This window comes from Methylobacter sp. BlB1 (genome assembly GCF_015476545.1).
Taxonomy (GTDB): domain Bacteria; phylum Pseudomonadota; class Gammaproteobacteria; order Methylococcales; family Methylomonadaceae; genus Methylobacter.
Window position 1 is genome coordinate 1 of record NZ_JADMKV010000131.1, and the last position, 3,532, is coordinate 3,532.

The following is a 3,532-nucleotide window of genomic DNA, read 5'->3' on the forward strand; positions in this document are numbered from 1 at the left end:
TGACATGCGCATCGCCTTCGGAAAGCCCGGCATATTTGGCCGGGTCCAGGCGTGCATCCATGCAGGTCAGGATCGCAAAATGCCGGCCCGGCGGCATCGGCAGATCGCCTTTATCAAATCCAGCCGCATAGTCGCGGTTGGCCGCCATTACTTCATTGAGTATTTTGCTCATAAAAATACCTCAGTTACTTTCTGCCGAATATCAGCGAGAAATTGTTGGCCGGCATATCGATTTTTTCCTTTAGCTCCAGACCATGCTTTTCGGCCGCCTTTTTCAGGTCAGCGATGTCTTTAAGCCCCCATTCAGAGACGCCGGCGGAACTCAGTGTGTCGTGGAACTCTCTGTTGGACTCGGTCGTAAACTCGCCTTCCACCCGGAAAGGTCCGTAGATCAACAGAAAACCGTTGTCATTGAGTAAATGGGAAGCGCATTCCATCATGCCGTCAGCGATAGAAATCGGCGCAACCTGGAAAATATTGATACAGAAAATGGCCGAGAATGACTCTGGCATACCGGGATTAAACCAGGTAGTCGGGTCCGTCAAATCCAGATGAACCGGATCGGCAATATTGTCGTTGCTGTGATCAATCGATAATTGTTTGATATTGTCAAAAACGCTCTGGTCCTTGTCGGACGGATGAAAATGCAAATGCTCGAAATGCGGTGCGAAATAATTGATATGCATGCCGCTGCCGCTGGCCATCTCCAGTACGCGGCCCGTATCTTTGGGCAGTTTTTCCTTCAATACGCCCAAAATCGGCTCACGGTTACGGCCGCCGGCCCAGGCGACATATTCACTTAAAGGATGTGGATCTAAAGGCGGTTTTTGCTGATTCATAATTAAATACTCTTAGTGATAAATATTCATTAGTTTTAAGGTGCGATCAATAAACAGCAATCTCCATGCCAGTAAATTTGAGCAATATTTTCCTTTAAATACAAAAAGTTAATTTTTTACTTTACCCAATTAGCGAAGCCATGCTTCAATGTGTGAAAATTCATTTCACAGAGCAGTCTTATGAGCAGTAACTCTCTTTCCGACTTAACGCCTGTTTTTTTTCTGCAGACTTTCATCCTAGAATTGATGCATGCCAGCGAGCAACTGGGGCAAAAGCACTGCGAGCAGCTGATCGAGCACATCGCCCGAACGGCCGGCTGCTTTTTTGAGGAAACCTACCGCAACGATACCGGCAAAAACAGCCTGCTCGATCGGGAAAGCTACATAGAACTGATTCTGGGACTCAAGAACAATATCGGCGGCCGGTTTTCGCTGGCTTCGAGCAATCAGGATTGTATTACCGTCACCAATTCAAGCTGCCCTTTTGGCGACCGCGTGACCAATTTCCCTGAATTATGCGGCATGACATCGAGCGTGTTCGGCGGCATCGCGGCCAGAAACTTCGGCTATGCCAAGGTAGAAATCAAACAAAGCATCGCCCGCAATCACGGCGGCTGCGAGGTTTGCGTTTATACCAACCGCGATGCCGGCAAGGATCGCCCCGGCATTGAATACACCGATACGACCCCAATCAGGGAAAAGCGCGATATCGATGACCTTCAGGAGCGTATCGAAGAAAGCATGCTGCAAATCTGGCGCAAGCAGGCCAAGCCGACCGCCAAAAAGCATCAGCCGCCGGCCATCGTCGCCAAATCGCCGGCCATGCAGAAAGTCCTGCAATCCATTGAAGTGATTGCGCCGACGCTGGCCACGGTACTGATCGAAGGCCAGACCGGCGTCGGCAAAGAACTGATCGCGCGCGCCATCCATGCCATGAGCGATCGCAGCCAGAAACCGTTCATTCCGATCAATTGCGGCGCTATCCCCGAAAGCCTGATCGAAAGCGCATTGTTCGGGCACGAGAAAGGCGCTTTTACCGGCGCCGTGGAAATTCATCAGGGCTATTTCGAACGCGCCGAGGGCGGCACGCTGTTTCTCGATGAAGTCGATTCCCTGTCGCCGGCCGCGCAAACCCGTCTGTTGCGTGTGCTTCAGGAAGGCGAGCTGGAACGGGTCGGCGGCAAGCAAACCCTGGCAGTCGACCTGCGCATCATTTCGGCAACCAACCAGGATCTGGGAGAGCTGGTCAGGCAAGGCCAGTTCCGTCACGACCTGTACTTCCGCATCAACGTAGTCCGTCTCGGCATTCCGCCTCTGGCCGAACGCCCCGAGGACCTGCCTTACCTGGTTCAACTGATCATTCAGCGTCTGAACAAAAAATACAATAAGCAAGTTGAATCGGTCAGCCGCGAGGTCATGCAGAAAATCCGCACCTACCCCTGGCCGGGCAACGTGCGTGAACTGGAAAACATTCTCGAACGCAGCCTGCTGTTTACCAAGGGCAAAGAAATCACCACACTGGATCTGGCGGTTCCGGCCACGGCCAACTCCGCCGAGGACTGGAAAAATCTCAAAGAAAGCGCCCTGTCCCGGGTCGAGCAAGCCTATCTGGAAACAGCGCTAAAAACCCATCAGGGCGATGTCAACAAAATCGCCGAGAGCATGGGCATTACTTCGCGCGCCGTCTACGGCAAGCTGAAAAAATACGAAATTAATCTGGCTGAGTTCCGGAATCTGAAAACTTGATTGCTGTTTTGCATATCGGATTTTCACCGCAAAGAACGCTGTAGGCTGAATTTATAATCCCAAGCCTTTTTGGATGGCGCTTAATTGTCTATTAAATTAATGACTTGCTCTTTTATATATTCTCTCATCTCATGCTCAGTGCCAACTGGAGACTGGAAGTTTGGGATGTTTTTATAGCGCAGAAACTCACACATATATTCTCTCCATAGACCGTTTGCTCTGCTGCTTAATCCTATCAATGCAAGTAAGTGTTCGGGTGATTTTGCTTTTACGAAAGCCCATTTGGGTAACGTAAACTTGCCATTTATTTGGCCGATAATATCGTATTTAAGCTCATTAATTTTGAATGAAGTGATTTTTTTGGATTGAATTATTTTTTCAAGGAAGAGATGAATTATTAAGAAGTCACAATAGAAATAGCTTATTTCTAGTGATTCACCTTGTTCTTCTTTGATATCAACAAGAAGAATTCCGCCCCCACGTCCTGCGCCATATGAAGGAGATTGCAGACGAAAGATCTCTAAGGAGGAAAACGATGGGCGAATCAATTTTCTGTGAATTTCCCAAGTGTTTGTTTTTCCAATAACAGTTTTAAGCTGAATAGGAACAAGTGTGCGTCGATCATCGAAAATCAAATCGAACCCGTCACAGTCAACTGTTGGTGTATAAATAAGTAGATCATAACCGCGAACTGCTGCTGCAAGCAGCATGTCATATTTTATACGGCTCGTCAGTAATAATTCTCTTGCATTGCTATATTGAGGAGATGTAAGAAAACTTGATAATCTCGATGTCATTTTAGATATCTGATGTTATGTAATTAAATTTAGATCAATGTAATTATGGTGTCGCTAACGCGAAGTTTTGATTTAATCGGGTTCTCGCACCCGACGGCGAGTTCCTTTTCTTTGCGCGGCCAAAGAAAAGGAACCAAAAGAAAGGCCGCC

At 48.2% G+C, this 3,532-nt stretch carries 3 protein-coding genes and 1 pseudogene; 1 reads left to right on the forward strand and 3 read right to left on the reverse strand.

The window, feature by feature from the left end; genetic code table 11:
- Together IT781_RS21510 and IT781_RS21515 are read right to left on the reverse strand one after the other, a co-directional pair.
- Window positions 1-172, reverse strand: a pseudogene (locus IT781_RS21510) (carbonic anhydrase); the annotation flags it as partial.
- Window positions 173-185: 13 nt separating this feature from the next.
- Window positions 186-839: a DUF938 domain-containing protein gene (locus tag IT781_RS21515; protein WP_194972222.1), complete on the reverse strand. Its 654-nt coding sequence runs from the start codon at window positions 837-839 to the stop codon at window positions 186-188.
- 180 nt (window positions 840-1,019) lie between these two features.
- On the opposite strand from IT781_RS21515, the gene IT781_RS21520 reads away from it, so the two are divergent.
- Entirely contained in the window at window positions 1,020-2,585 is a 1,566-nt protein-coding gene (locus IT781_RS21520) for a sigma 54-interacting transcriptional regulator (RefSeq protein WP_194972223.1), read from the forward strand.
- Between the two features lie 80 nt (window positions 2,586-2,665).
- Here IT781_RS21520 and IT781_RS21525 read toward each other — a convergent pair whose 3' ends face one another.
- The gene (locus IT781_RS21525) at window positions 2,666-3,382 is read right to left on the reverse strand and encodes a hypothetical protein (protein WP_194972224.1); all 717 of its coding nucleotides are present in this window, start codon (window positions 3,380-3,382) and stop codon (window positions 2,666-2,668) included.
- Window positions 3,383-3,532 lie beyond the last annotated feature (150 nt).